Genomic DNA, 24,948 nt, shown 5'->3' with positions numbered 1-24,948 from the left:
GGGCGACAAAATCTCCCCTCCCCTTCAGGGGAGGGGCCGGGGGTGGGGATGAGGTTGTGCCGGACGCCCCCACCCCAACCCCTCCCCTAAAGGGGAGGGGCTTTATCAGGGGAGATTTTCCCGGCCTGCTGACCGCCGATGGGCAGCCTTGGCATTATCTCGACACCGCCGCGACCGCGCAGAAGCCGCGCGCGGTGATTGACGCGATGGCGCGGGCGATGGGCGAGGATTATGCCACGGTGCATCGCGGCGTCTATGCGCGCTCGGCCAACATGACCCTGGCGTTCGAGGCTGCACGGCGGCGGGTGGCGGGGTTTATCGGCGCGGCGGGCGCGGAGGAGATCGTGTTCGTGCGCGGCGCGACCGAGGGGATAAACCTCGTTGCGCAGAGCTGGGGCGGGACCAACTTGCAGGCGGGCGACCGCATCTTGCTGAGCCAGCTGGAGCATCACAGCAACATCGTGCCGTGGCAGCTGGCGGCGGAGCGGGCGGGGGCGCAGATCGATGTCGTGCCGCTCACAGAGGATGGGCGTATCGACGTTGAGGCCATGGCCGCGATGATCACGCCTGCGCATAAAATGGTCGCGCTGGCGCATGTGTCCAACGTGCTGGGATCGACGCTCGATGTCGGCCAAGCGGCGGAGATTGCGCATTCGGTCGGCGCGCTGCTGCTGATCGACGGCTGTCAGGCGGTGCCGCGTTTGGCCGTCGATGTCGGCGCGTTGGGCTGTGATTTCTATGTGTTTTCCGGGCATAAGCTCTATGGGCCGACCGGCATTGGGGTGCTGTGGGGCAGGAAAGAGCTGCTCGATGCGATGCCGCCCTATCAGGGGGGCGGCTCGATGATCGACCGCGTGACCTTCGCGAAGACCACTTATGCCCCCGCGCCGACCCGGTTTGAGGCGGGGACGCCCGCGATCGTCGAGGCGGTCTCGCTCGCGGCGGCGGTGGACTATGTGGAGGGCATCGGCCTTTCCGCGATCCACGCGCATGAGGCGGCGCTGGTCGCCCAGGCACGCGATGCGCTGTCGCAGATCAACTCCGTGCGCTTGCTTGGCCCTGAGGACAGCGCGGGCATTATTTCCTTTGAGGTGCAGGGGGTGCATCCGCACGATGTCGGCACCATATTGGATGAGGAAGGCGTCGCCATCCGCGCCGGGCATCATTGCGCGCAGCCGCTGATGGACCATCTGGGAGTGCCCGCCACCGCGCGGGCGAGCTTTGGCATCTATAGCGACGAGAGCGACATCGCGGCGCTGGTGCGGGGAATAGAAAGAGTAAGGAAGATCTTCGGATGAACGAGGAACGCAAGATCATGACCGAGGAAGTGGACGCGGTGGCCCCTCCGCCCAAGGCGCGGGTCGAGGACGCGGGCGAGCGCGCGGCCGACAAGCTGGAGCGCAAGCGCGACTATCTCGAAGGTTTCCTCAGCCAGCAGCCCGCAGAGGCGGCGCCGGGCGAGCCGGGCGGAGACGTGTATGAGGGCGTGATCGCGGCGCTGAAAGAGATTTACGACCCGGAAATCCCGGTCAATATCTATGACCTCGGCCTGATCTATGGCGTCGACGTGACCGACGGCCATGTGGTTGTGACGATGACGCTGACCACGCCGCACTGCCCGGTGGCGGAGAGTATGCCCGCCGAGGTGGAGCTGCGCGTCGGCGCGGTGCCGGGGGCAGGTGATGTGGAGGTGAACCTCGTCTGGGATCCGCCGTGGGATCCGCAACTGATGAGCGACGAGGCGAAACTCGAACTAGGGATGCTGTAGCCACGGCTTAAGGAACGATTATGACCGTAGAGACCAAGACCCCGCGCGCACGGCCTGCCGCCGTTACGCTGACGCCGTCGGCCGAGAAGCGTATCGCGGAGCTGATGGCACGCGCGCCGGAGGGGGCGATCGGCGTCAAGCTCTCCACCCCGCGCCGGGGCTGCTCAGGCCTTGCCTATTCGGTCGATTATGTGACCGAAGAGGCGAAGTTCGACGAGAAGATCGTGACGCCCGGCGGGGTGTTCTACATCGACGGCGGATCGGTGCTCTATCTTGTCGGCAGCGTAATGGACTGGCGCGAGGATGATTTCACGGCCGGGTTCGTGTTCGACAATCCCAATGCCAAGGGCAGCTGCGGCTGCGGCGAGAGCTTCACCATCTAAGGCGGGATTGAAATTCAATCCATACGGGCCTGCAAAGCCCAATTTTCTGTGCTTCGGTGCTCACGTACCTTGAGTACGCTGCGTTGAATCGAGTCACGTGCCTCGATTCAAGATGCTCGAAAATCAGACTTTTGCCCTGCGGTCGCCTGCGGCCCCGGCTCCATCTGAACTGAATTTCAATCCCGCCCTAGCATGTGCCATGATCGGCGGCTAAGAATTGGCCATGCGGACTCATCCAAGTATGTTCCTTGCCCTGCTTCTCGCCCCCGCTGCATGTGCAGGGCCGGTCGAGACGCATCTGCGCTCGGCAGGGGCGGGGGTGGCGAGCGATACGGCGCTGATGTGGGCGCCGCTCCCTGTGGAAGTGCAGGCACAGACGGCAGACGCGCGCGCTGCTTTGTCGGATGCACTTCGAGAGAAGGGGTATCGCATCGTGGATGACGCGCCATTGGCGCTTTCGATGGGCCTTGCCGAACGACCGGCGGGTATCGGCGTGACCAAGGGGCAAGGCGAGGCGCTTTCGATGGGCCTTGCCGAACGACCGGCGGGTATCGGCGTGACTAAGGGGCAAGGCGAGGCGCTTTCGCCTGCCAAGCAGCGCCGCCCGTTGCAAAGCTGCGCGGACAGGATGCTGCGCGTGAGCATCAGCATTACGGACCGGACGAGCGGGGACACGCGCTATGCCGGATCTGCGGAAGAGGCGCATTGTCATGCCAGGCTGGCTGAGGCGCTGCCCCGGCTTGCGCGGCTGGCGGTCGCGGATATGGCGCGGCCAGCGGGCGCGCGGCTGGTTCAGAGCGCGGGCAGGGATTAGGCTTCATCCTCCTCCCAAACCGGCAGGCGCAGCGTGAACTGCGCGCCGCCGGATGGCCCCTGCGCATACAGCGCCTCGCCGCCGCATTGCCGGGCCGCGGCCGCCACGAAAGCGAGCCCCAGCCCCGAGCCGCGCACGCCAGACGCCGCGCCGCTATAGCCGAAGCGGGCGAAGGGATTGGCCTGGCGTTCGGGCGGCAGGCCGGGTCCGTCATCGCTCACGCAGGCGAGCGCGAAATCGCCTTCGCGCGAGAGGGCGCAGCGGATGACGCCGCCGCCGGGCGAGGCCTGCACCGCGTTTGCGAGCAGGTTGGTAAAGGCGCGCACCAAAGTGGCGTCCTCGCCCAGCACCCAGCATTCCACGCCGTCCATCGCGCTGCGGTCTAGGCGGACGCCATGGGGCTGCGCCTGCGGCCAGATCAAGTCGATCGCCTGCGCCATCGCGTCGCCCACGTCCACCGGGACGCATTCCGGTGGCTGGCTTTCCAGCCGCGCGAGCTGGACGAAATTGTCCGCCAGCGCCAGGGTCGTTTCGGCGTGGCGGCGGATGCGGGCGCGGGTGGTGCGGCGCTGCTCCGGCGATTCACCGGCGTTTTCGCTGTCGAGCAGGGCGATGATCGCCGCCTGCGGCCCGCGCATGTCGTGGCTGAGAAATTGCAGCATCTCCTGCCGTTCGGCAGCGTTACGCTGCATCAGTGCGATGATCTGCGTCAGGCGCTCGGTGCGGCGCGCGATGCTATCTCCGCCCTGTCCGCCCAGCATTGCGCGCGAAAGTTCGGACTGCGCGAGCAGCGCCTCAACCTGCGTGTCGATGAAATGGGTGACGGCGCTGAGACGGCGCCAACTCCAGAGTGGATAGACGATCGCTATCCCGATCAGCGCGGCTACTGGCGAAACCCAATGGCCCGTCCATGCCAGCGCGGCAATGCTGCCGACCACCAGCGCGCCTGCAAGCGTAAACGTGACGACGAGCGCTTGCGTCGGCAGGAGCCGCCAGTAGGCGAGCATCAACAGCCAGAGCGGGACGAGCGACCACGCTGTCCCCCAATCCCGGCTCACCGGTGTGATGAGACGGTCATTGAGCAAGCTGCTCAGCAGATTTGCCTGCACTTCCGCGCCGGGCATCAGGTCCGCGCTGCCCGGCACGGCGTAATGATCGCTGAGGCCCGTGGCGGTTGCGCCGACGATCACGGTCTTGCCCTTGAGCAAAGCAGTTGGCGTTTCGCCATTCAGCAGTTGCGCGAAGCCGATGGTGCGGAAGCTGCCGGTGGGGTTGAAGGGCACGTACACTGACGGCGTTGCGGCACGTTCATCTGGGTAGGCGGGCGAGGGCCTTTTCCGCATCTCGCGATAGGCCAGTTCCGCGAGTGCGGGGAGCCAGTGCGCCCCATCCCGCGCCTTCATCTCCACCCGCCGGGCGCGGCCATCTCCATCCAGCTCCAGATTGACGATGCCTACGCCCGCCGCCGCTTTGGCCAGTGCCGGCTGCGGCTGCTCGACTGCATAGGGCGCGCCATTGGGGCCGGGAATATCGAACAATACCGGCAGGAACACGGGTGGGCCTTCGCGCATCGCGCTGGCCAGCGCCGCGTCGTGCGGCGAAGCCTCGACAAACAGAACGTCATAGAGGATGGCCTTCGCGCCCGCCGCCTGAAGCCGCGCCAGCATGCGCGCGTGAACATCGCGCGGCCATGGCCATCTGCCAACCTGTTCGAGCGAGGCATGATCGATGGCGACGATGACGATGGCGTCATCGGGCGGGGCGGCACGGAGCGGCGCGGTGGCATCGTAAAGCAGACGCTCTGCGCGCTCGAACAATCCAGCCCGCTCGCCCAAGTACAAGGTAAGACTGGCCACCAGCCCGATCAACAGCCATTCCAGCCAGAGGCGGCGGGACTTCACGGCTTGCCGGTCGTATCCGGAGAGACGATCAGCCGCTGCGGCGGCAGCCAGTTGGTTACGCGGTCTCCATCTTCATATTGGGTCAGTCCCACCCGCCAGACATAGACGCCCGGCGGCAGGTCTGAGAGCGTGATCGAGTCTGCCTCCAGCCCCGGTTCATCGACCAGCGGCGGAGCCTGCGCGCGCTCCGGCCTCAGGATGAAATGATAGAGCCGCTTGCCTGATCCACTACCCGACCAGGCGAAGCGCCAGCCCTCCGTTCCTTGTTCGGCGGAGGCGGATATCCCGGCGAGCACGCGGCGCATCGTGTAGTTTTGCGGCATGCCCTCAAGGCCGCTTGCCGCGATGGCGGTGGCGCGCACGAACCAGCGGCCGTTGGGTATGTCGGCAAAGCTCAGATCGGGTGTGGGCGATGTCGCCTCGCGCTCCAGTTCGACGAATCCGGCGTCGCGCGCGATCTGAACATGATAGCCGCGCGCGCCGCTGACGGCCGAGAGGCGGAGGGTCACAAGCGGGTCGGTATGCACCTTGCCCGGTTCGATCAGCTCCGGAGGGGGGAGCAGCGCCTCCTTTTCAACCGTGCCGTTCGCCGAGGCACTGGCGCCGAAGCCCTGCTCGATCGCCATGTCGGCCGTCGCCTTGCCTGCCGCGAGGCCGACGGTGCCTTCCGTCACTTCGGTGAGCGAGGGTGCGTCGCCGCCTTCATAGCCGACGCGGAAGTTCGTGCCGCGCACGGCGGCGGTGGCGATGGGCGTGCGGATGCGATAGCTATCCCCCGCGCCTTTCAGCGGCGCAACGCTGGTCTCGATCCGCCCCTGTTCGACGAGGAAATCGAAATCCACCGACCCCGTAAGGAGGATGCGGCGCATCGCGCGAACGCGGATGCGGGTGTTCGACGGCAGGGCGATGCGCGATCCGTTGGACAGCTCCAGCGTGGCGAAGCTCGATGCGCCGGTCTCGATCAGCGCGCCGGGCAGCACCGCCATGCCCCTGGCGAGCGGCGCGCCCGGTCCGGCTGCGGGGACAAGGGTTGCTGCTCCCTTGAAAGCAATGATACGCGCCGTGAGCGGTTCGCCCTTCAACAGGCGGGTGGGAATGGTGAGGCGGGTGCCGGGCGGGATCCGATGCGGGTTGCCGACGCGGTTGAGGCGCTGGACGATGCGCCAGTCATCCCGCCGCTCCATATAGCGCTGGCCAAGCGCATAGAGGCTGTCGCCCTTGCGAACGGCGTAGGAAACGGTGTCTTCCGCCAGAGCGGGAGTGGCGACGGCGAGCAAAACCGGGGCGAGGGCGCGCAGGCAAGCAGCCGCTATCCCCGGTCCCCACATCTCACCCCTCCTCGTCGAACACCTCCAGCCGATACCCATGACCGAAGATCGTCTGAAGCCTATAGCCGTTTTCCGGCCCGAGGCGAAGCTTTGATCGGATGCGCGAAATGTGCATGTCGAGCGTGCGGGTGGGCAGATCCGGCACGCTGTTCCACAGGGTTTCGAGGATGTAGGCGCGCGAGAAGGCGCGGTTGGGGTTGAGGAAGAACAAACGCGCCAGCGAGAATTCCCGCGCGGTGAGGATGATCTCCTCGCCATCGAGCAGCACGTTGTGAGTCATGCGGTCGAAGCTGTAGCGGCCGAAATCTTCCACCCGGCTTTGCTTTTCGGGATGATGGGTAGTGCGGCGCATCACCGCCTCGACGCGGGCAAGGATCACATTCTTGGATTCGGGTTTGATGATATAGTCGTCCGCCCCGGCATTGAGGGCCTCGGCTACGTCCGCCTTGTCCGAGCGGCTGGTCAGCATGATGATCGGCGGGCAGGGGGAGAGCGTCTCACGCGCCCAGCGCAGGATTTCGAGGCCGCTCGACGTCGGCATCATCCAGTCGATGATGACGAGGTCGAACGTGTCGCGCATCATGGCGTTCATCAGGTCTCTTCCGTCACGGAAGGTGCTGCACTTGTGCCCGCCGTCGCTTAACAGCGAGACCATGAATTCACGGATCGTTTCTTCGTCGTCGGCAATGGCGACCCGCATTAATCTCTCCAACTATGGGCAGAATTTCCGCGTGGCTTTATGGTTCTATTATGTCCGTGTCATTGTGTGTTTCGGGAATTTTACACTTGTTTACTGAGTTATTAGTTGCCGACGGGTATCGGTTTGTCAGAGCATGCGCTTCAACACTTTGTCTTTAAGGCGAAAGTGATGATAGAGCGCGGCCCCGACATGAAGCAGGAGCAGCGGCAGAAATAATGTGCCCATGATTTCGTGTCCCTCGTGCGCGGCCTCCGCCAGCAGGCTGCCCTTGACCACGGCGAGCTTCGGGATGTCGAACAGGCCGAACCAGTTGAGCGGATATGGCCCGGCGGATGTGAAAATCCATCCCGACAGCGGCACGCCGATCATCATGACGTAGAAGAGGATATGCAGCCCTCGCGCCGAGACCGCCTGCCAGTGCGGCGTATCTGCGGGTAGGGCAGGGGGCGTGTGCTTCAACCGCCAACCCAGGCGAAATAGCGTGAGCATCAATATTGTGAGGCCGATGGACTTGTGAACGCCGGGGGCCCAAGGATTGGCTTCCCATGCGTCGCTGGTAAGGCCCAACCGCAGTTCGATGATGATGGCCAAGGCCATGACCCAGTGCAGCGCCCGCGCGACGCCGTCATATTTCACCAACCCCTGATCACTCATATCCAGCCCCCCGGCTGACTAAAGCGGCCCCGCGCCGCCAACGTTAGGTTCTTCGCGTCCCCGTCATCGCCATCGCGCCGAATGCGCCTGCCTGAATGGTGCCGGTGAGGCGGTCGCCCTCTACCACGGCTTCGCATTCCAGCGTCATCGGCATGGGCATGATCATGTCCATCGTCCATTTGAGCATGTTGCCATCGACCGTGCCGTTCTTCACATCGAGCGAGCCCAATGGCCCGGCATTGGTGCCGTGGAAGGTGCCGCCGTTGCTGATGACGGTGAACACGCTGGGCTGATCCCCCATCGGCGTCTTGGTGGTGCAGTCATAGGCGCCATCGACGGATGCCATGCTTATTTCCTCTCTTCGTGCGCGGCGGGCGCAGGCGCGCTGCCTGAGTCGTTTGGTTGCCCAGGCGCAATCTCTACCGGAAGGCCGAGCTTTGCAAGCTGTGGCATTACGACGGCCTTGTCACCCACCACGACCCAGAAAAGCGAGGCGGGATTGATGGCGGCGCGGGCGGCGGCATCGAGCGCGGGCGCGGTCTGCGCCTTGTAGCGCGTGGCGAGGCTTTCGACATAGTCAAAGGGGCGCCCCAACAGCGCGTCCCGCTGCATCTGGCTGAGAACTGTGCCCGATGTCTCATAGCCGCCGGGTAGCTCGCGGATCGAGCCGTTCACCGTGCGCTCCAGCTCGGCCGAGGTGATGCCCTTGCCGCCGAGGAAGTCGGTGATGTTGGTGCGCAGGGCGGCGATGCTCTCTCCGGTCTTGTCCGCCTGCACCGGCGCGACGACGACATAGGCAATATTCTCGGCGTTGCGCTCCACCACCGAATAGGCGCCATAGGACCAGCCCTTGCTCTCGCGCAGGTCCATGTTGATGCGGGCGAGGAAATTGCCGCCCAATATGTCGTTGGCTGCGACGAGGTCGGTGATGTCGTCGCGACCCTTGCCGGGCAGGATCATGCCGCCATAGATCATCGACTGCGGCGATTGCGGGCGGTCTACCAAGATGATGCGCGGGCGGGCGGCGGGCGGCGCGGCGCTGAAGTCCTTTTTGCCGGGCAGGTCGCGCGTCATCGGCCAGGGGCCGAAGCGGCTTTCGAGCTGGGCAGTGAGATCTGCGAGCGTAATGTCCCCTACGGCGAAGATTTCCGCCGTATCCGCGCGCAGCCATTTGCGGTGAAAGGCGGCGAGGTCGTGGCTGGTCAGCCTCGCCACTACGGCGGGGTCGCCGGTGCCGCTGCTGCCTACGCCATAGGGATGCTCCGGCCCGTAGAGCGCCGGGAAGAAGGTGCGCCGCGCGAGGCTGCGAGGGTCTGTCCGCTCCTGCGCGATTGCGGTGAGCAGCCCGGCGCGCACGCGCTCCAGCTCCTTGGCGTCGAACGCGGGGTGGAGGATGACATCGGCCAGCAGATCGAGCGAGGGCGCGAGATTGGGGGTGAGCGCATAGAGCGAGACGGTGGTGCGGTCGAGCGACGCGCCGACGCTGATGTTCGCGCCCAGGCGCTCCTGCTCCTCGGCGATCTGGATGCTGGTGCGGCTGGCCGTGCCCTCCTTGAGCATGGCGAGGGTGAGCGCCTGCGTACCTTGCGCGGTTTTGGGATCGGCCGCCTTGCCCGCATCGAACGAGACGGAGAGGCGGAGCGTCGGCAGGCCGGTGCGCCGCGCGAGGTGGACCTTGATGCCGTTAGAGAGCGTCGTTGTTTCGACCGCCGGGAAATCGACATTGGCGAAGCTGCCCACGGTGGGAAGCTGGCTGCGGTCGACATCCTTGGCGAAGGGCTTGGTGGGCGCCGGGCCGGTGGTAGGCGCCGGCGCTGCTTCGGCGGTGGCGCTGGCGGGTGCGGTGGTGCCGTTGCCCGCTTCGGCATAGGCATCCCGCTCACCCGGCACGACCGAGAGCGCAAAGACGGGGCGGGAGAGCCACTTGCCCATGGCGGCACGCACCCGCTCCGGCGTGGCGGCGGCGATTTCGGCCAGTTCCTTCTTATAGTGGCCGGGGTCGTTGGAATAGAGCAGGCCCTGGCCGAGCACCGCAGCCTTGCCGCCGCTGTCTCCCACCTGCTCCAAGGAACCGATGCGGGCGGAAACGTCGCTCATCGCCACACGGCGCACCTCGTCTGCGGTGGGGCCTTTCGCGATATAGTCGGCGAGGATTTCATCGAGCCGTTTGGCGAGCACGGCCGGGTCGACGCCGGGCTTGACGTCCGCCGTCACCTCGAAAATACCGAGCTGTGCGAACTGCTGAACCTGCGCGGTGACGGAAACCGCGAGCTGCTCGCCCTTCACGAGCTGGTTGTCGAGCCGGGAGGAGGCAAGGCCGCCCAGCACATGCGCGCCGATGGCGAGCGGGGTCGCTTCCGGGTCATTAAGGCCCGGCACTGCCCACCAGCGATAGAGCCGCGTGGTGGCGACGTGATCTTTCAGCGTCACATCCTTGCGGGCAGGCAGCGCGGGAATATCGACCTTCACCGGCGCGACCTTCGGCCCGCGCGGGATCGCTCCGAAATATTTGGTGACGAGGCGCTTGGCAGTCTTCGCGTCGATATCGCCCGCCAGCACCAGCACGGCGTTGTTGGGGCCATAATGCCCCACGAACCAGCTCCGCACATCGTCGAGCGTCGCGCCATCGAGATCCTTCATCGAACCGATGGTCGTGTGGCCATAGGGATGATCGGCGGGCAGCAGGCCATCCAATTGCGCATATTCGACGAGGCCATAGGGCTGATTGTCACCCTGCCGCTTTTCGTTCTGCACCACGCCGCGCTGGTTATCGAGCTTGGCCTGATCGACCCCGCCGAGCAGATAGCCCATGCGGTCGCTCTCCAGAAACAGCGCGGTTTCCAGCGCACCGGTCGGCACCGTCTGGAAATAGTTCGTGCGGTCGAACCAGGTATTGCCGTTCATGTCTGTCGCGCCGATCTGTTGCATCGGCTCGAAATAGTCGCCGGGCGCATGCTCCGAGCCGTTGAACATCAGATGCTCGAACAGATGGGCAAAGCCCGTCTTGCCCTTCGGCTCATGCTTGGAGCCGACATCATACCAGATCGAGACGGCGACGACCGGCGCCTTGCGATCGGTATGGACGATGACGCGCAGGCCGTTGGGGAGGGTGAACTGCGAATAGGGGATGTCGACTTTGGAGACGAGATCCGCCGCCGATGCCTGCGCGAAGGCCGGGACGGGTGCGAGCGCGAGCGGGGCGAGGGGCAGCGGTGCGAGGGCGAGGAGCAGGGGGAGTGCGCGGCGGACGGGACGGGCAGGGGGCATGAGCAGCTTTCGGGTGCGGTGATGGTGATGGGGCACGAGCATAGCCGCCCGCGGCGCCGCTGCAACGCAAATTGGCGGGATGAGATGAAGCGGGGATGAATGGGGGGGGCCCAGTTCGTCATGCTGAACTTGTTTCAGCATCCATCGCGCCTCAAGGGCGCAAGCCCGAGCGAGGGCGCTAGGTCGGCCCAATGCGGATTGTCGCTCTCAATGAGATTGATTTTCCATTGTCTGTGCCAGCGTTTCAGCTGTTTCTCACGCAGGATTGCACTTTCCATAGCACCGAACATCTCATAGCGAACGAGCAGGTGAACCGAATAGCGGTTGGTAAAACCCGGAACCGCATGAGAGCGGTGCTGATACAGCCGCGTAACGAGATCGGATGTGACGCCGATGTATAGCGTTCCATATGGCTTACTGGCGAGGATGTAGACGCAAGGTTGCTTTTCGATCACATCGCGGAGCCTGCCGCGAAATGGATGCTGAAACAAGTTCAGCATGACGAAGGAGGAGGGGGCACTACCCCCGCATCTTCTCCGCAGCGGCGCAGGCGAGTACGTCGGCGCGTTCGTTTTCCGGGTGGCCGTTGTGGCCTTTGACCCAGCGCCAATCCACCTGATGCGGGGCGGCGGCGGTGAGGAGGGCTTGCCAGAGGTCGGCGTTTTTCACCGGCTTCTTGTCCGCCGTTTTCCAGCCGTTGCGCTGCCAGCCGTGGACCCATTTGGTGATGCCGTCTCGCACATAGACGCTGTCCGTCGTCAGCACAACCTTGCACGGGCGCTTGAGGGCCGAGAGCGCCTGCACTGCCGCCATCATCTCCATGCGGTTGTTGGTGGTGTCGGCTTCGCCGCCGGACAGCTCCTTTTCATGCGGGCCGGAGCGGATCACCGCGCCCCAGCCGCCGGGGCCGGGATTGCCCTTGCACGCGCCGTCTGTGAAGATCTCGACTTTGGTGAGGCCGGTCATGCGCCGAGCAGGTCCGCCGGGTTGGCCTGCGCATAGAAATCGAGGCGCTTGAGGTAGGCGAGCGGATCCTTGCGCGTCACCAGGGCGTCGGGCGGCGTGTTGATCCAGTCATAGGCGCGGGTGAGCAAAAAGCGCAGCGCAGCGCCCCGGCACAGGACCGGGAAGGCAGCGCGCTCGGCGTCGGTCAGCCCGTGGGCCTCAGCATAGCCGCGCACCAGCGCCGCGCCGCGCGCGGCGTGATACGCGCCCCCGTCCGCCGCAAAGCACCACGCGCCGTGCATGATTGCCAGATCATAAGCGCGGATGTCCGTGCAGCTGAAATAGAAGTCGATGAGACCGGTGACGGCGTCTCCGCTCATCAGCACATTGTCCGGGAACAGATCGGCATGGATCACGCCGCGTTCCAGCGCGCTTGGCCAGCGCGCGTCGAGGAAGGCGAGCTCCTGCGCCACCCGCGCGGCGAGGCCGGGGGCGATGTCATCCAGATGCGTGCCGCATTTGTCGGCAAGGTCGTGCCAGCCGTGGAGGTCGAGCGCGTTGCTCCGCTCCTGCGCGAAGCCCTCGCTCGCGCGGTGAAGCTCGCCCATGGCGCGGCCAGCGGCGAGGCACTGGGCGGGGGTCGGCTCCGTTACCGAGATGCCGGAGAGGAACTCGATCAGGCAGGCGGGCCGGCCGGCGAGCTGTTGCAGCTTGTGGCCCTCCCGGTCCGCGATGAAGCGGGGCACCTTGCAGCCGTTCGCGCCGAGATGATCGAGCAGGTCCATGAAAAAAGGCAAGTCCGCCTCATCCACGCGCTTTTCATAGAGGGTGAGGATGAAGCGCTCCGACGCGCCGTTCGCCCGGCGGGTTTCGAGCATGTAATTGCTGTTCTCCACCCCTTCGGCGATACCCTTGGCGGAGACGAGTTCGCCGGTGTCGTAGCGGGTCAGAAACTGCGCCATGTCTTCGGCGGGGACGTGGGTGTAGACAGCCACTCTTACGCTACCTCCAATCCCTTGGGCAGCTTGAAGGCGATGTTTTCCCGCGCGGTCTCCACCGTGCGCTCGGTGACGGCGAAGCGGGCGGCGAGGGCGTCGACGACTTCGCGCACCAGCACTTCCGGCGCGGAGGCGCCCGCAGTGATGCCCAAGGTGCGCACGCCTTCCAGCCAGCCGAAGTCAATCTCCGCCCCGCGCTGGATCAATTGCGCCTTCGCTCCCGCGCGCTCGGCGCATTCGACGAGGCGCAGCGAGTTGGAGCTGTTGGGGGCGCCGATCACCAGCACGGCATCGCAATCCTGCGCCATCGCTTTCACCGCCGCCTGCCGGTTGGAGGTGGCGTAGCAGATGTCTTCGCCTTTGGGCGCGATGATCTCGGGGAAGCGCGCCTCCAAGATGCCGATGATCGCGGCGGTATCGTCGACCGACAGCGTGGTCTGCGTCAGATAGCCGAGATTGGCGGGGTCTGCGGGCTGGATTGCGCGCGCGTCGTCCTCGGTCTCGATCAGGGTCATCGCGCCGTCGGGCACCTGGCCGAAAGTGCCGACGACTTCCGGGTGGCCCTTGTGCCCGATGAACAATATGTGCCGCCCGGCCTCGACCTGCCGCTCGGCCTGGCGGTGAACCTTGGAGACGAGCGGGCAGGTGGCGTCGAGATAATCCAGCCCGCGCTCTTCCGCCGCCGCCGGGACCGACTTGGGCACGCCATGGGCCGAGAACACGACCGGCACGTCTGCGGGCACTTCGTCCAGCTCCTCAACGAAGACCGCGCCCTTGGCCTTGAGGCTATCGACCACGAACTTGTTGTGCACGATCTCGTGCCGCACGTAGACGGGCGGGCCATATTTCTCCAGCGCGCGCTCGACGATGATGATCGCGCGGTCGACGCCCGCGCAAAAGCCGCGCGGCGCGGCGATCAGCAGGTCAAGCGGCGGGTAGGGCGATGCGGCGTCGGTCATGCCCTGAGCCATTAGGCAGGATTGGCTGCGAACGCTAGTGGGGGCGGCACATTACGCGCGCTTTGTGTTGCGCGGTTGGCAGAGGGTCGATAAGAAGCCGGTTCTTACCGCCGAAGGAAATTCCGTGACACCAGCTCGCCACCCCTTGAGGACTTTCTCGATTGCCGCCGTCGCGCTGCTCGCGCTCGGGGCGTGCTCCAGGAAGGGCGATCTCGATGAAACCGGCGGCATCATTGCGGTGCGCAGCGCCTGCCCGGTGGCGGCGATCCCGGCGCAGACCGGCGACGTGACGCTGTTCAACCCCGCAGGCAGCACCGATGCCGCCGCCATCGACGTGGTGGCGAGCATGACCAATCTGCGCTCGACCTGCTCGGAAACGGCGGACCAATATTATACCGAGGCGACGTTCGACGTGCAGGCGAGCCGCCGCGATGCTTCTGCGGCACGCGATGTGGACCTGCCTTATTATTCGGTCGTGGTGCGCGGCGGCAACGCTGTGATCGCCAAGCGGGTGGGCACGGTGCGCGTCAGTTTCGCGGCGGGCCAGTATCGCGCGCAGGCTTCGGCCAAGGCGGCGTCCTATGTCGACCGCGCGCAGGCGAGCCTGCCGGCCGATGTGCAGCGCAAGATCACCCAGAAGCGCAAATCCGGCGAGGAAGATGCGGCGATCGACCCGTTCACGCTCCCCGAAGTGCGCGCGGCGTTGCAGCGAACCAGCTTTGAGCTGCTGGTTGGATTTAATCTCACGCCCGAGCAGTTCAAATATAACGCGACGCGGTAAGCGGCCTGATATTCGGCCCATGCGGGCCTGCAAAGCCCGATTTTCTGCGTTTCGGTGCTCACGTACCTTGAAGTACGCTGCGCTCCGATACTCGAAAATCATGCTTTTCGGCTCCACCTGAACCAAATATCAGACCGCTTCGATGTTCGTTTTTCGATGTTCGTTTAATGCGATTACAGGAAGAGTAAGGTCCGAGCTTTGACACTCTACGTTCGTTTCGCCGCGCACATGGATGCGCTGCTCGATGGCATGATCGCGAGCGGGGAGCTGCCCGCTGACATCAACCGCAAGGCGGTGACGGTGGAGCCGCCGCGCGACGCGAGCCATGGCGACCTCGCCACCAATGCCGCGATGGTGCTGGCCAAGCCCGCCGGGCTGAACCCGCGCGCGCTCGCTGAAAAGATCGCCGCACGGTTGGACGCGCTCGAGGAGGTGGAGAGCGTCTCGATCGCCGGGCCGGGCTTCATCAACATGACCCTCACGGCCGCGACATGGGCGGGGGAGCTGCGCGCGATCGAGCAGATGGGCGCGGACTACGGCAGGTCAAGCAGCGGCGCGGGCGTTACCGTCAACGTCGAATATGTCTCGGCCAACCCCACAGGGCCGATGCACATGGGCCATTGCCGGGGGGCGGTGGTGGGCGATGCGCTCGCCACCCTGCTGGAAGCCGTCGGCCACAAGGTGATCCGCGAATATTATATCAATGACGCGGGTGGGCAGGTCGATGTGCTCGCGCGCTCGGCCCATCTGCGCTACGCGCAAGCGCTGGGCGAGGACATCGGCGAGATACCGGAGGGGCTGTATCCGGGTGATTATCTGGTGCCGGTGGGGCAGGCGCTGGCTGAGGAATATGGCGAACGGTTCGTGGGCGCGCCGGAAGCCGACTGGCTCGTCCTGTTCCGCACCCGCGCGGTGGCGGCGATGATGGAGATGATCCGGAGCGACCTCGCGCTGCTCGGCATCCATCATGATGTCTTCGCCTCCGAGGCCGAATTGCAGGCGGCGAAGAAACCGGAAGCCGCCGAGGCGTGGCTGCGGGACCATGATCTTGTTTATGACGGCGTTCTGGAAGCGCCCAAGGGCGAGACGCCGGAGGATTGGGAGCCGGTTGAGCTGCCGCTGTTCCGCTCCACCAAGTTCGGCGACGATCAGGACCGGCCGATCAAAAAGTCCAACGGCAGCTGGACCTATTTTGGCGCGGACATGGCCTATCATTTCCAGAAGGCGCAATCGGCCGATCAGCTGATCGACATATGGGGCGCGGACCATGCCGGAACGGTAAAGCGCATTCAGGCGGCGGTCGCGGCGCTGACGGAAGGCAAGGCGCGCTTCGACGTGAAGCTGGTGCAGATGGTGCGCCTGCTGCGCGATGGCGAGCCTGTGAAGATGTCCAAGCGCGCGGGCAACTTCGTGACGCTCGCCGATGTGGTGCGCGAGGTCGGCAAGGATGTGGTGCGCTTCACCATGCTGACCCGCAAGGCGGACGCGCAGATGGACTTCGATTTCGCCAAGGTGGTGGAAGCCTCGAAGGACAATCCGGTGTTCTATGTGCAATATGCGCATGCGCGGATCGCATCGCTCGGGCGCAAGGCGGCGGAGGCGGGCATGGCGCTGCCCGCGCCAGACCTGTCCCGCCTTGGGACGGAAGAGCTGGCGCTTGTCAAGCTTGCAGCGCAATATCCGCGCATTATCGAGGCGGCTGCACAGGCCCGCGAGCCGCACAGAATCGCCTTTTTTCTAGGGGATTTGGCGGCCTCCTTCCATAGCTGGTGGAACATGGGCAACGATGATGCAGCGCGGCGAATAATCGTGGTTAACGACGCTCATATCACCGCTGTTAGGCTTTTCTTGGCGCAGCAAATCGGGCAGATTGTGCGCAACGGCCTTGCCCTCATGGGAGTGGAGGCACTTTCGGAGTTGCAGTGATGGCGAACAACGGCATGAACGACACCCTCGCCCTTGACGATGAGGACCGTCTGCCGTGGCTGGAACCTGCCTATGAGGACGACGGCGAGGATGAAGTCTCGCTGGTTCGGCTGGGTGCGCTGATCCTCGCCGGGCTGGCCATATTGGGCCTGGTGGTGGGCGCCGTCTATATGATCCGCAATTATTTCGCCGAACAGGAAGAGCCGCAGGTCCTGTCCGCGCCGAAGGGGGCATACAAGATCCCGGCCAAGAGCGCCGACGCCAAGAAGTTTGCGGGCGAGGGGGACGAGACCTTTGCCGCAAGCGAGGGCAAGGAGCGGGGCGGCGTGATCGACCCCTCCAAGCTGCCCGAAGCGCCGATGACAACGACCGCCGCCAGCGCCGACGCAGCGGCAGGCGCCAAGACAGCCACGCCCGTGTTGACCGGGCCGAAGGTCGTCATGCCGGTCTCAAAGCTGGGGCAGCAGCTGGCAGCGCCCAAGGCTTCCCCTGCCGCAGCGCCCGCAGCCAAGACCAGTGGGCCGATGATCCAGCTCGGCGCCTATAACAGCGAGGCGCTGGCACGATCGAGCTGGACGCGGCTCTCCAAGCGCTTCGACTATCTCGGCGCGCTTACCTATCATATCGAGCCGGTGACGGTGAACGGCACGCAATTCTTCCGCCTCCGCGCGGCAACCCCGCAGGCGGGGATACTCTGCGGCAAGCTGAAGGTAGCGGGCGAGAACTGTCTGGTGGTGAACTGAGGCGGTCTGTCCGGACACTGCATCATTGCGGACATCTCCTCCTTCGTCACCCCGGGCTTGACCCGGGGTCCCGCTTTTTTGATGTTCCGAAGATATGTGACACCATACAGGGCGGATGGGTCTATAAGCGCTGGCGGCGCCAGTGGAAGTTTGACCGGATCGAGGGTGGCAGTCCGGAATGGCGCGATCTGTTCGATCTGCTGGCCTGACAGAACAGCGGGACCCCGGGTCAAGCCCGGGGTGACGGTGAGGATCAGGCAGCTATCCACACCATAGCGCCTTCCGTATTTTCCCTTTCGCATTATGCTGGCCGCCGCTAGTCTCCGCCCATGAAGCCGGTGATTTTCGGAATGGCGGGGGAAAGCCTCAGCGCGGAGGAGCGCGCGTTTTTTCGCGAGGCGGAGCCTGCGGGTTACATCCTGTTCAAGCGCAACTGCGTGGGCAAGGCGCAGCTGCGCGCGCTGACGGACGATCTGCGCGCGCTGCACGGCCGCGACGACCTGCTCATCATGATCGATCAGGAGGGCGGGCGCGTGGCGCGGATGCAGCCGCCGGTTTGGCCTGCCTTCCCGCCGATGCAGCGGTTCGATGCACTTTATGACGTTGCGCCCTCATCGGCGATGATGGCGGCGCGGTGGAATGCGCGCGCGATTGCGCAAACCTTGCGCGAGGTAGGCATCACCGTGGATGCGCTGCCGCTGCTCGATGTGCGGCAGGAGGGGGCGTCCGACATCATGGGTGACCGCACGCTTGGCGCGGAGCCGATGCGCGTGGCGGCGCTGGGCCGCGCGGTGCTGGAGGGGTTGGGCGAGGGCGGCGTGGTCGGCATCGTCAAGCACATGCCCGGGCATGGCCGCGCAATGGTGGACAGCCATCATGACCTGCCGACCGTTGCCGCCGACGCGGCGACGCTGGAGAGCGACCTTGAGCCGTTCATCCGCCTGAAGGCCGCGCCGATGGGGATGACCGCGCATATCATCTATACCGCCTGGGATGCGGAGCGGCCCGCGAGTCTCTCGCCCGTGGTCATCGAACAGATCATCCGCCAGCGCATCGGGTTCGACGGGCTGCTGATTTCCGACGATCTCGACATGAAGGCGTTGCAGGGGGATATCCCATCCCTTGCGGCGGGTGTCGTGGCAGCGGGGTGCGACCTTGCGCTCAATTGCTGGGCGCGAATGGAGGATATGGCGGGGATCGCGAACGTGCTGCCCGATATTTACGAGATTTCGCGCGCGCGGCTCGACCGGGCGATGGCGGGGGCGGGTAAGGCGGTGGATGACATGCCGCTGGAGGAGATGCTGGCCCAGCGGGACGCGCTGCTGGGGGTGATGGCCTGATGGCGGGGCGCGAGGAAGCGTTCGATCTGTTCGAACCGCCCCGCGCGGCCGACGATGTGCTGACCTTGAGTTTCGAGAGCTGGGAAGGGCCGCTCGACTTGCTGCTCACGCTCGCGCGCTCGCAGAAGGTGGACCTCAAGCAGATTTCGATCCTCGCGCTCGTCGAGCAATATCTGGCGTTCATATCCGGCGCCAAGGCGCTGAAGCTGGAGCTGGCGGCCGACTATCTGGTGATGGCGGCATGGCTGGCCTATCTCAAGTCCGCGCTGCTGCTGCCCAAGGCGATGCAGGAAGAGCCCTCGCCCGAAGAGCTGGCGCTTCGGCTGCACCTGCGGCTTCAGAGGCTTTCCGCTATGCGCGATGCCGGTGCGCGGCTGCTCGCGCGGGATCGGCTGGGGCGCGATGTGTTTGCGCGCGGCGCGCCCGAGGGGCTGCGCGTCGACAAAAAGGCGCTGTGGCAGGCGAGCCTCTATGAGCTGGTCGCGGCCTATGGGCAGGTCAAGGCGCGCACCGCACCGGTGGTGCATGTGGTATCGCGCCGCCCGGTGATGACGCTCGACGAGGCGATCGAGCGGGTGGGGCGGCTGGTCGGCGCGCGGCTCGACTGGGCGCGGCTGGAGAGTTTCCTGCCCGAGGGCGTCGGTGGGGCGCTGGGCCGATCGGCGCTGGCGTCGAGCTTCGTCGCGATGCTGGAGCTGGCGCGGCAGGGCAGGGTGGACATCCGGCAGGACGGTATTTTCGAGCCGATCTTCATGCGCGTGGCGGCCGGCGCGGAGGCGGATGCGCGCGAGGAGGCGGAGGCATGAGCATGGACGCGCGCGACGAACCGGATGACCTCTCCCGCGCGCTGGAGGCTGCCTTGTTCGCCGCGACCGAGCCGATGAGCATCGCGCAGCTGCGGCAGATACTGGGCGATGCGCCGGATATTGCAGGCGCGCTCGCCGCGCTTGCGGCCGCCTATGCGGGGCGCGGCGTCAATCTGGTGGAGCGGGGTGGGCGCTGGCATTTCCAGACGGCGCCGGACATGGCGCACCTGCTGCGGCGCGAGAAGGACGAGCCGCGCAAGCTGAGCCGCGCGGGTATGGAGACGCTCGCCATCATCGCCTATCATGAGCCGGTGAGCCGTGCGGAGATAGAGGCGATCCGCGGCGTGCAGGTGGCGAAGGGCACGCTCGACGTGCTGATGGAGGCGGGCTGGATCCGCCCCGCCGGGCGGCGCGAGGTGCCGGGCAGGCCGCTGATCTACGCCACCACGCCCGATTTCCTGACGCATTTCGGCCTTGCGAGTCGCCGCGACCTGCCGGGGATCGACGATCTGCGCGCCGCCGGGCTGCTCGACCCGATAGACCTGGCCAGCGAAGGGCTGTTTGAACGCGACGAGGGCGATTCCGCGCTGGAAAATGAAGGCGAAGACGCCTAGACTCGCATGCTTGAAGGGTTTCGCCCCAAGGAGATTTTAAATGGGTTCGTTTTCGCTGATGCACTGGGTTCTGGTGGTGCTGGTCATCGTGCTGCTGTTTGGCGGCGGCCGGATTTCCGGGCTGATGGGCGATGTCGCCAAGGGCATCAAGGCTTTCAAGAAAGGCATGGCCGACGACGATGATGCGTCGATTGCGGCGCGCCCGGCCACCCGCATCGAGGGGCAGCCCGCGCCAGATGCGCCCGCCCCGTCCGCAACCAAGGATGAGCAGAAGCAGGCTTGAGCGCGCACCGCTTCACACGCATCGCGGTTTGACCCATGTTTGACGTTGGCTCTTCCGAGCTGTTGCTCATCATCATCGTAGCCGTTGTCGTCATCGGCCCCAAGGATCTGCCGCGCGCGCTCTACAAGGTGGGGCAGGTGGTTGGGAAGGCGCGGGCGATGTCGCGCCATTTCCGCTCCGGCATCGACGCGATGATCCGCGAGGCGGAGATGGAGGAGCTGCAAAAGAAGTGGGACGCGGACAACCGCCGCATCATGGCGCAGCATCCGCAGGCCGATGCGCTGCCGGAGCCGGAATATGACCCATCGACGGTCATTGGCGCTGGCAGCCTGCCGCCGCCGGATAGTGACGCATCCGCCGCGCCGGAGTCCGCGCCTGCTGCGCCCGCTTCGGAAAAGCCGGCATGAAGGATCTGGACGACACCAAGGCGCCGTTGCTCGATCACCTGATCGAGCTGCGCGGGCGGTTGCTCAAGTGCGTGATCGCGCTGGTGCTGGGCTTTGCGCTGTGCTTCTATTTTTCCGACACCTTGTTCGCGATCCTCGTGCATCCGCTGAAAGACGCCTTCGGCCCGGCGGGCGGCAAGCTCGTCTACACCAAGCTTTACGAGGCCTTTTTCGTGCAGGTGAAGGTGGCGCTGTTCGGCTCTTTCTTCCTCTCCTTCCCGATCATCGCCAACCAGCTCTGGGCGTTCGTGGCGCCCGGCCTTTATGCCAAGGAAAAGCGCGCGCTGCTGCCGTTCCTGCTGGCGACGCCGGTGCTGTTCATCGCGGGCGCGAGCCTCGCCTATTTCGTGGTGATGCCGACCGCGTTTCATTTCTTCCTGCAATATCAGGGGACGAGCAGTGGCTTGCAGGTGGAGGCGCTGCCGAGCGCCGACGCCTATCTCGGGCTTGTGATGCAGTTCATCCTCGCGTTCGGCATCTGCTTTCTGCTGCCGGTACTCTTGATGCTGCTCAATCATGCGGGGCTGGTGACGCGCGCGCAGCTGGTGGGCCTGCGCCGCTATATGATTGTGGTGGCGTTCGTGGTGGCTGCGGTGCTGACCCCGCCGGATGTCGTCTCGCAGCTGATGCTCGCGGTGCCGCTGGTGCTGCTCTATGAGCTGGCGCTGATCGCGATGTGGTTCACCGACCGCAAGCGTGGGGCGGACGAACAGGCTTTGGCGCTTTCGGAAAAAAGTTGAGCCCGGAACGCGGGGTTGGGGGGGATGCGTTCCGGGCTCTGGTATCGGATGGCTCTGCGGGGGGCAAAGGGTCGCCATCCGAAGAACAGAACCCGGCACCACGCACATGGTTCCAACGCGACGCAAAAAATTTTCAATTTTTTTCGCGCTGGTCCGAACGCCGCATTCTGCCTTTACCGCGCTAAAGGATCGCTCGCTTGGCACGGGCCATGCCGTGCGCTATTCGGCAGAGCATGACCACGATTACCGACACGCTTTCGCTCATCGGCAACACACCGCTCGTTCGCCTCGCCGGGCCATCCGAGGCAAGCGGCTGTGACATTTACGGCAAGTGCGAGTTCGCCAATCCCGGTGCCTCCGTGAAGGACCGCGCCGCGCTTTTCATCGTGCGCGATGCCGAGGAGCGGGGCTTGCTCAAGCCCGGCGGAACGATCGTCGAAGGAACCGCAGGCAATACCGGGATCGGGCTTGCGCTCGTTGCCAATGCGCGCGGCTACAAGACGATCATCGTCATGCCGGAGACGCAGAGCAAGGAGAAGATGGACACGCTCCGCGCACTGGGGGCGGAGCTGATCCTCGTGCCCGCTGCGCCATATTCCAACCCCGGCCATTTCGTGCATACCTCGCGCCGCATCGCCGAGGAAACGCCCGGCGCGGTCTGGGCCAACCAGTTCGACAACATCGCCAACCGCAAGGCGCATATCGTCGGCACGGCGGAAGAAATCTGGACGCAAATGGACGGCCGCATCGACGGATTTACCTGCGCGGCGGGGACGGGTGGCACGATTGCGGGCGTGGGCCTCGGCCTCAAGGCGAAGGATGAAGACATCACGATCGCGCTGTCGGACCCCTATGGCGCGGCGCTCTATAACTATTACGCGCATGGCGAGCTGAAGGCCGAGGGGTCTTCGGTGGCCGAGGGCATCGGGCAGGGGCGCATCACCGGCAACCTCGACGGCGCGCCGATCGACACGCAGTTCCGCATCTCTGACGAGGAAGGGCTGGAGTGGGTGCGCCGCCTGCTGAGCGAGGAGGGACTGTGCCTAGGACTTTCCAGCGGCATCAACGTTGCGGGTGCGGTGGCGCTGGGTAAACAGCTGGGGCCGGGCAAGCGCATCGCCACGATATTGTGCGACACGGGCTTCCGCTATCTCTCCACGCTCTACAACCGCGAGTGGCTGGAAATGAAGGGCTTGACGGTGTTCCCCTGGCTCATGCACAAGGTGGACGCCTGAGCGACCCCGCGATGGGTCGTGAGTTAAGCGAGGCCAATGACCGAAGCAGCCACACGCCGCAAGGAAGCGATGCAGCGGATTCAGACCGGATTGACCGGCCTGGTCGGCATTGTGTTGCTGATCGGCCTTGCCACGGTGGTGGTGGACACGGTGCGGCGCGACGACGTCACCGAAGCCGATCCGGCGGTCGCCGCCAATGTTGCGGAGGCCGATGCGGCCAATGGCGCACCGAGCGAGCCGCTGGCTGAGCTAGGCGTGACGCCGTCAGCCGATGAGGAAACGGACGAGTCCGTCGTTGCCGATCTCAAGCCCGATCCCAACCTCAAGAAGCGCATGGATCGCGCGCCCGCGCCGGATGGCGGCAAATAGCTGGAGAAACATCTGCGACGAGTGGAGGCTGGCGCGGTTTCATCGTGGCGGCGGGGGTTTTCCTGTTGATTGCGGCTGTGCTGTTCGCCGGGATGCTGCCGCTCGTCATGCCGCTCGGCTTGGCGGCGGGCGGGGTGCTGGAAACGGGGCAGATCGCGCCGACGCGCTGGTGGCTGGCGGGCAGTATCGCCGTCGCGCTCTACGGGCTGGCGAGCTGGCGGATGGGCGCGCGGGCGCGGCGCTGGTGGCTGGGTGTGCTGGTGGGTGGAATGGTGAGCGCGGTGCTGCTGTTCGGCTGGCGCGGCGCGCGGGATCAGCCGGAGTTCGGGGCGCGAGGCGCGTTGAGCGGGGCCGGTACGGTTGGCCTGATAAGTGCGCTGCCCTTGTTCTGGGCCGAGGGCGCCGGGCCGGGTGGGGCGATGACGGGCACGGAGGGCGGCGGGCGCTCGCCGCTTGTTGACCTCCTCAAGCCCCGGGCGGTCGATCATATCGACGCGGCCTCCTTGCGCGGCCTCGACTCACTTGTTCTCGCGCAGCCACGGCTGTTGCAGCCTGCCGAGCTCGTGGCGTTTGATGCCTGGGTGCGGGGTGGCGGCAGGGCGGTGATTTTCGCCGATCCCTTGCTGGCGTGGCCGAGCGAGCTGCCGCTGGGCGATCCGCGCCGCCCGCCGCTTACCAGCCTGCTCGATCCGCTGATGCTGCACTGGGGTCTCGCGCTGGCGCCGGTTCGGGAGGGCGGGGGTGGAGTCGAGCGGCGAATGCTTGGCACCGGCCATGTGGTGATGCTGGCGGGAGCCTCCCGCTTCCTGCCGCTGGGCAAGACGGCGTGCGCGCTGGAGGAGGATGGCCTGATGGCGCTGTGCCGCATCGGCAAGGGCAGGGTCCGGCTGATCGCGGACGCGGACGTGCTGGACGATCGGCTGTGGCTGGCGGACCCGGACCATCCTGGACGCAGGGAGGCGCATGCCTCGGACATCATATCGTTGCTCGCAGGTTGGGCGGCGGATCCGCTCGCGCCGCCGCGCGACACCGCGCCGCGCAGGGTAACAAACGATGCTGCGCTGATCGCTGCGTTGCGCTGGGGGCTGCTGGCTGGTTTGGGCTGGGCAGGGCTGGGATGGTTTGGGTTGCATGGCCCTTTTGCACGGAAATCAGCCAAAAACACGACATAGGGTACACACGGAGGTGGCCGGTGACAGTCCATGTCCCTTACGAGGAAGCGCGGAAAACGAGATAAAACGAGTCTTTTCCCACAATTTCCCAAAATTTCCCCTTTTCTCCCAAGTCGACCCTTGATACACAATCCGCACTAGGGGCTGTTCATCCTGTGTGATTCCGTGGCGGATCGGCGCTCCCCAATGCGCTTTTCCGGGCGGCGTCGTGCGGCCTTCGAACGGCGCAGAAATTGGGGATTTGTGCACCGGTGTCCGAGGGCGTCTTCTTTTCAGGGCACGACATCAGCGTCGCGGACGGCAAGGGCCGTTTCGTACTGCCGCTGGACATGCGCAAGGCCACCCGGCAGAGCAGCGGCGACGCCAACAAGCTGTGCATCACCCTCCACCCCGAGCATGACTGCGCCGTCGGTTTTGGCCTGGCGCACAAGCAATGGCTTGAGGATCAGGTGACGGCGGACCAGCAGGCGGCCCGCTCGCGCGGCGAGGTATTCGATGATGAAGCCGCGCGCGAGAAATTCTTCCCCGATCTCGAAGACCTGAACTTCGACGATGGCGGCCGGTTTTTCATGCCGGAGGACATCAAGGGCATGATGGGCATTGGCGATGTCGCGCTGTTCGTCGGCACCGGGCGTCATATCCAGATCTGGGCGCCGGAAAAATATCTGGAGTACAAGGGCCGCAGCCGCCGCGTCGTCTATGCGGTCGAGCAGTTCCTGGCAGGCAACGCGCCGACCAAGGGCAAGGGGGCGGCCAAATGAGCGCCTCCACTGCCG

Annotated in this window: 27 protein-coding genes; 17 read left to right on the top strand and 10 right to left on the bottom strand. The window is 65.4% G+C overall.

Annotated features, from left to right (window positions below; translation table 11 throughout):
• Positions 1 to 56 precede the first annotated feature (56 nt).
• From OOT33_RS13095 to OOT33_RS13080, 4 genes are all read left to right on the top strand, one after another.
• The gene (locus OOT33_RS13095) at positions 57 to 1,298 is read left to right on the top strand and encodes an aminotransferase class V-fold PLP-dependent enzyme (RefSeq protein WP_373690577.1); all 1,242 of its coding nucleotides are present in this window, start codon (positions 57 to 59) and stop codon (positions 1,296 to 1,298) included.
• On the top strand, positions 1,295 to 1,768 hold the full coding sequence (locus tag OOT33_RS13090; RefSeq protein ID WP_307750465.1) for an SUF system Fe-S cluster assembly protein: 474 nt from the start codon (positions 1,295 to 1,297) through the stop codon (positions 1,766 to 1,768). Before OOT33_RS13095 ends, OOT33_RS13090 begins: the two co-directional genes overlap by 4 nt.
• A 20-nt stretch (positions 1,769 to 1,788) precedes the next feature.
• Entirely contained in the window at positions 1,789 to 2,151 is a 363-nt protein-coding gene (locus OOT33_RS13085) for an iron-sulfur cluster assembly accessory protein (RefSeq protein WP_307750464.1), read from the top strand.
• A gap of 223 nt (positions 2,152 to 2,374) precedes the next feature.
• A complete protein-coding gene (locus OOT33_RS13080) occupies positions 2,375 to 2,965 on the top strand; it encodes a hypothetical protein (protein ID WP_307750463.1) in 591 nt (196 codons plus the stop codon).
• Here the strand turns inward: OOT33_RS13080 and OOT33_RS13075 are convergent.
• The 10 genes from OOT33_RS13075 to ispH all read right to left on the bottom strand — a co-directional run bounded on the left by OOT33_RS13075 (position 2,962) and on the right by ispH (position 13,717).
• A complete protein-coding gene (locus OOT33_RS13075) occupies positions 2,962 to 4,866 on the bottom strand; it encodes a CHASE2 domain-containing protein (protein WP_307750462.1) in 1,905 nt (634 codons plus the stop codon). The two genes, OOT33_RS13080 and OOT33_RS13075, sit on opposite strands and share 4 nt — an antisense overlap.
• Positions 4,863 to 6,194 carry a FecR domain-containing protein gene (locus tag OOT33_RS13070; protein ID WP_307750461.1) on the bottom strand — a complete coding sequence of 444 codons (1,332 nt, stop codon included), beginning with the start codon at positions 6,192 to 6,194 and terminating at the stop codon, positions 4,863 to 4,865. The genes OOT33_RS13075 and OOT33_RS13070 overlap by 4 nt, the downstream gene beginning before the upstream one ends.
• A 1-nt stretch (position 6,195) precedes the next feature.
• A complete protein-coding gene (locus OOT33_RS13065) occupies positions 6,196 to 6,894 on the bottom strand; it encodes a response regulator (RefSeq protein ID WP_307750460.1) in 699 nt (232 codons plus the stop codon).
• 126 nt (positions 6,895 to 7,020) lie between these two features.
• The gene (locus OOT33_RS13060) at positions 7,021 to 7,548 is read right to left on the bottom strand and encodes a cytochrome b/b6 domain-containing protein (protein ID WP_307750459.1); all 528 of its coding nucleotides are present in this window, start codon (positions 7,546 to 7,548) and stop codon (positions 7,021 to 7,023) included.
• A gap of 43 nt (positions 7,549 to 7,591) precedes the next feature.
• On the bottom strand, positions 7,592 to 7,894 hold the full coding sequence (locus tag OOT33_RS13055; protein ID WP_307750458.1) for a hypothetical protein: 303 nt from the start codon (positions 7,892 to 7,894) through the stop codon (positions 7,592 to 7,594).
• Between the two features lie 2 nt (positions 7,895 to 7,896).
• On the bottom strand, positions 7,897 to 10,815 hold the full coding sequence (locus OOT33_RS13050) for an insulinase family protein (RefSeq protein ID WP_307750457.1): 2,919 nt from the start codon (positions 10,813 to 10,815) through the stop codon (positions 7,897 to 7,899).
• Between the two features lie 134 nt (positions 10,816 to 10,949).
• On the bottom strand, positions 10,950 to 11,315 hold the full coding sequence (locus OOT33_RS13045; RefSeq protein ID WP_307750456.1) for a GIY-YIG nuclease family protein: 366 nt from the start codon (positions 11,313 to 11,315) through the stop codon (positions 10,950 to 10,952).
• Positions 11,316 to 11,334: 19 nt separating this feature from the next.
• On the bottom strand, positions 11,335 to 11,781 hold the full coding sequence (rnhA, locus tag OOT33_RS13040; RefSeq protein ID WP_129403833.1) for a ribonuclease HI: 447 nt from the start codon (positions 11,779 to 11,781) through the stop codon (positions 11,335 to 11,337).
• Positions 11,778 to 12,755, bottom strand: a complete 978-nt coding sequence (gene thrB, locus OOT33_RS13035) for a homoserine kinase (RefSeq protein ID WP_307750455.1) — start codon at positions 12,753 to 12,755, stop codon at positions 11,778 to 11,780. Before thrB ends, rnhA begins: the two co-directional genes overlap by 4 nt.
• A gap of 2 nt (positions 12,756 to 12,757) precedes the next feature.
• Positions 12,758 to 13,717 (bottom strand): 4-hydroxy-3-methylbut-2-enyl diphosphate reductase, encoded by a 960-nt coding sequence (gene ispH / locus OOT33_RS13030; protein ID WP_307750454.1) that lies wholly within the window; start codon positions 13,715 to 13,717, stop codon positions 12,758 to 12,760.
• 124 nt (positions 13,718 to 13,841) lie between these two features.
• Between ispH and OOT33_RS13025 the strand changes: the two genes are divergently transcribed.
• From OOT33_RS13025 to OOT33_RS12965, 13 genes are all read left to right on the top strand, one after another.
• A complete protein-coding gene (locus OOT33_RS13025) occupies positions 13,842 to 14,498 on the top strand; it encodes a hypothetical protein (RefSeq protein ID WP_307750453.1) in 657 nt (218 codons plus the stop codon).
• 198 nt (positions 14,499 to 14,696) lie between these two features.
• On the top strand, positions 14,697 to 16,424 hold the full coding sequence (argS, locus tag OOT33_RS13020) for an arginine--tRNA ligase (protein WP_307750452.1): 1,728 nt from the start codon (positions 14,697 to 14,699) through the stop codon (positions 16,422 to 16,424).
• Positions 16,425 to 16,438: 14 nt separating this feature from the next.
• The gene (locus OOT33_RS13015; protein WP_307750451.1) at positions 16,439 to 17,167 is read left to right on the top strand and encodes an SPOR domain-containing protein; all 729 of its coding nucleotides are present in this window, start codon (positions 16,439 to 16,441) and stop codon (positions 17,165 to 17,167) included.
• 329 nt (positions 17,168 to 17,496) lie between these two features.
• Positions 17,497 to 18,507 (top strand): beta-N-acetylhexosaminidase, encoded by a 1,011-nt coding sequence (gene nagZ / locus OOT33_RS13010; protein WP_307750450.1) that lies wholly within the window; start codon positions 17,497 to 17,499, stop codon positions 18,505 to 18,507.
• Positions 18,507 to 19,313 carry a segregation/condensation protein A gene (locus tag OOT33_RS13005; RefSeq protein ID WP_307750449.1) on the top strand — a complete coding sequence of 269 codons (807 nt, stop codon included), beginning with the start codon at positions 18,507 to 18,509 and terminating at the stop codon, positions 19,311 to 19,313. The genes nagZ and OOT33_RS13005 overlap by 1 nt, the downstream gene beginning before the upstream one ends.
• A gap of 2 nt (positions 19,314 to 19,315) precedes the next feature.
• Entirely contained in the window at positions 19,316 to 19,927 is a 612-nt protein-coding gene (gene scpB, locus OOT33_RS13000) for an SMC-Scp complex subunit ScpB (protein ID WP_307750999.1), read from the top strand.
• A 40-nt stretch (positions 19,928 to 19,967) separates the two neighbouring features.
• Positions 19,968 to 20,210: a twin-arginine translocase TatA/TatE family subunit gene (locus OOT33_RS12995; protein WP_307750448.1), complete on the top strand. Its 243-nt coding sequence runs from the start codon at positions 19,968 to 19,970 to the stop codon at positions 20,208 to 20,210.
• A gap of 35 nt (positions 20,211 to 20,245) precedes the next feature.
• Entirely contained in the window at positions 20,246 to 20,617 is a 372-nt protein-coding gene (gene tatB, locus OOT33_RS12990; RefSeq protein ID WP_307750447.1) for a Sec-independent protein translocase protein TatB, read from the top strand.
• Positions 20,614 to 21,396: a twin-arginine translocase subunit TatC gene (gene tatC / locus OOT33_RS12985; protein WP_307750446.1), complete on the top strand. Its 783-nt coding sequence runs from the start codon at positions 20,614 to 20,616 to the stop codon at positions 21,394 to 21,396. The genes tatB and tatC overlap by 4 nt, the downstream gene beginning before the upstream one ends.
• A 233-nt stretch (positions 21,397 to 21,629) precedes the next feature.
• A complete protein-coding gene (locus tag OOT33_RS12980; RefSeq protein ID WP_307750998.1) occupies positions 21,630 to 22,631 on the top strand; it encodes a cysteine synthase A in 1,002 nt (333 codons plus the stop codon).
• Positions 22,632 to 22,667: 36 nt separating this feature from the next.
• On the top strand, positions 22,668 to 23,000 hold the full coding sequence (locus tag OOT33_RS12975; protein WP_307750445.1) for a hypothetical protein: 333 nt from the start codon (positions 22,668 to 22,670) through the stop codon (positions 22,998 to 23,000).
• Between the two features lie 44 nt (positions 23,001 to 23,044).
• Positions 23,045 to 24,172 carry a hypothetical protein gene (locus OOT33_RS12970; RefSeq protein WP_307750444.1) on the top strand — a complete coding sequence of 376 codons (1,128 nt, stop codon included), beginning with the start codon at positions 23,045 to 23,047 and terminating at the stop codon, positions 24,170 to 24,172.
• A gap of 251 nt (positions 24,173 to 24,423) precedes the next feature.
• Entirely contained in the window at positions 24,424 to 24,933 is a 510-nt protein-coding gene (locus OOT33_RS12965; protein ID WP_307750443.1) for a division/cell wall cluster transcriptional repressor MraZ, read from the top strand.
• Positions 24,934 to 24,948: the final 15 nt, after the last annotated feature.

Origin of the sequence: Sphingobium sp. DEHP117, from assembly GCF_030867385.1 — a bacterium.
Classification (GTDB): domain Bacteria; phylum Pseudomonadota; class Alphaproteobacteria; order Sphingomonadales; family Sphingomonadaceae; genus Sphingobium.
Note: the sequence above shows the minus strand (reverse complement) of the source record. Positions and strands in the feature narration are given on the sequence as shown.

Coding starts and splice junctions, on each gene's coding strand:
- tatC (WP_307750446.1), top strand. CDS start 20,614: ATGAAGGATCTGGACGACACCAAGGCGCCGTTGCTCGATCACCTGATC.
- OOT33_RS13070 (WP_307750461.1), bottom strand. CDS start 6,194: ATGTGGGGACCGGGGATAGCGGCTGCTTGCCTGCGCGCCCTCGCCCCG.
- tatB (WP_307750447.1), top strand. CDS start 20,246: ATGTTTGACGTTGGCTCTTCCGAGCTGTTGCTCATCATCATCGTAGCC.
- OOT33_RS13055 (WP_307750458.1), bottom strand. CDS start 7,894: ATGGCATCCGTCGATGGCGCCTATGACTGCACCACCAAGACGCCGATG.
- OOT33_RS13045 (WP_307750456.1), bottom strand. CDS start 11,315: ATGCTGAACTTGTTTCAGCATCCATTTCGCGGCAGGCTCCGCGATGTG.
- scpB (WP_307750999.1), top strand. CDS start 19,316: ATGGACGCGCGCGACGAACCGGATGACCTCTCCCGCGCGCTGGAGGCT.
- OOT33_RS12980 (WP_307750998.1), top strand. CDS start 21,630: ATGACCACGATTACCGACACGCTTTCGCTCATCGGCAACACACCGCTC.
- OOT33_RS13065 (WP_307750460.1), bottom strand. CDS start 6,894: ATGCGGGTCGCCATTGCCGACGACGAAGAAACGATCCGTGAATTCATG.
- OOT33_RS13060 (WP_307750459.1), bottom strand. CDS start 7,548: ATGAGTGATCAGGGGTTGGTGAAATATGACGGCGTCGCGCGGGCGCTG.
- OOT33_RS13080 (WP_307750463.1), top strand. CDS start 2,375: ATGCGGACTCATCCAAGTATGTTCCTTGCCCTGCTTCTCGCCCCCGCT.
- rnhA (WP_129403833.1), bottom strand. CDS start 11,781: ATGACCGGCCTCACCAAAGTCGAGATCTTCACAGACGGCGCGTGCAAG.
- ispH (WP_307750454.1), bottom strand. CDS start 13,717: ATGACCGACGCCGCATCGCCCTACCCGCCGCTTGACCTGCTGATCGCC.
- OOT33_RS13005 (WP_307750449.1), top strand. CDS start 18,507: ATGGCGGGGCGCGAGGAAGCGTTCGATCTGTTCGAACCGCCCCGCGCG.
- OOT33_RS13050 (WP_307750457.1), bottom strand. CDS start 10,815: ATGCCCCCTGCCCGTCCCGTCCGCCGCGCACTCCCCCTGCTCCTCGCC.
- OOT33_RS13085 (WP_307750464.1), top strand. CDS start 1,789: ATGACCGTAGAGACCAAGACCCCGCGCGCACGGCCTGCCGCCGTTACG.
- nagZ (WP_307750450.1), top strand. CDS start 17,497: ATGAAGCCGGTGATTTTCGGAATGGCGGGGGAAAGCCTCAGCGCGGAG.
- OOT33_RS13015 (WP_307750451.1), top strand. CDS start 16,439: ATGAACGACACCCTCGCCCTTGACGATGAGGACCGTCTGCCGTGGCTG.
- OOT33_RS12995 (WP_307750448.1), top strand. CDS start 19,968: ATGGGTTCGTTTTCGCTGATGCACTGGGTTCTGGTGGTGCTGGTCATC.
- OOT33_RS13090 (WP_307750465.1), top strand. CDS start 1,295: ATGAACGAGGAACGCAAGATCATGACCGAGGAAGTGGACGCGGTGGCC.
- OOT33_RS12975 (WP_307750445.1), top strand. CDS start 22,668: ATGACCGAAGCAGCCACACGCCGCAAGGAAGCGATGCAGCGGATTCAG.